Raw genomic sequence first — 1,056 nt, 5'->3', positions numbered from 1 at the left:
ATGGAAAGTAAAACAAAAAAACTAAGAATGGGATGGATACAAAATCTTACTGAGAATGAAAAAAAGATAATAGATGATTTTCTGGAAGAAGCCACTAAGTTAAAAGGTAAAGCACTAAATAAAAAAGAAAAACAAACTGTCAAATTTATTGCTCGTGATCAAGTCCGCTCGATTAGAAAAGAGCAAAAATCAAAAAAACAAAAGAAGAGTAAAGTTGATATGGAAAAAAAAGAAGATGAAACAATTAATACCATATCAAATAATGCGGATGAGCAAGGAAGATTAAAGATACTATCAGCTAAAGAAAGAGATTTTATCAATAATGCCATATATGAAGAAATGAAAATTAAAGGTAGAAAGCTTGTAAAATGTGAAATGAAAGAAGTTTTAAAAATCGCTCGAAAAAAGATCCTCAACAATCGTATATCTTGTCAGATCAAAAAAGAAAGAGACAAAGAACGTCATGCAGTAGTGTTTGAGTGGAAAAGACCAGAAACCTTCCGTCGTTAATCGGATATAATAATAGTGAGGGATATATGAATAAAACTAAAACCAAAACAAAAAACTTGAAAGAAAGTGAGTTTATAAGATATATAGAAAACAATCCTGTTGTCTCAACGGCTTTATGCGAAAAATATGGAATATCTACTGAAACAATTGCCTATGCTTTATATGTTCACAGCAATAGTTTTTTTCTTAAAAACGACTACGTTCAGGATGACATTCACTATGATATAGTTAAAAATAATTTAATAATAATAAAGCCCACGCTCAAACAATATTATAGAAGAACAAGGCAAGTGGATTATAACGGATGTACTTTTTTATCAGGCATTAAAGAATATCAAGACTATTGTATTTTGTTGACGCTTTGCTGCTATCATTGGATAGCTGATGTATTTACTGTCTATGATCATAGTGAAGGGAGCCAATTTGTTGTTGATGTTGCCAATGATCTTCTGAAAAGGAGTATAGATCATTTTTCAGTAGAGCATGAAAATGTTATCAACTGCTTTAACATTTTAAAAGAAAAGTTCCCATCGTATAAAAAGAAAT

The 1,056-nt window shown here is 30.0% G+C and carries 2 protein-coding genes; both read left to right on the top strand.

The window, feature by feature from the left end; all coding sequences use genetic code 11:
* The coding region (locus tag INF68_RS23090) for a hypothetical protein (RefSeq protein ID WP_001548709.1) at positions 1–510 on the top strand (510 nt) is incomplete at its 5' end.
* A gap of 26 nt (positions 511–536) precedes the next feature.
* Positions 537–1,056: hypothetical protein (locus tag INF68_RS23085; RefSeq protein WP_001548708.1), on the top strand; the 520-nt coding region annotated here is incomplete at its 3' end.

It is taken from the genome of Enterobacter cloacae complex sp. P16RS2 (genome assembly GCF_014982155.1).
In the GTDB taxonomy this organism is placed as follows: domain Bacteria; phylum Pseudomonadota; class Gammaproteobacteria; order Enterobacterales; family Enterobacteriaceae; genus Enterobacter; species Enterobacter cloacae_M.
Note: the sequence above shows the minus strand (reverse complement) of the source record. Positions and strands in the feature narration are given on the sequence as shown.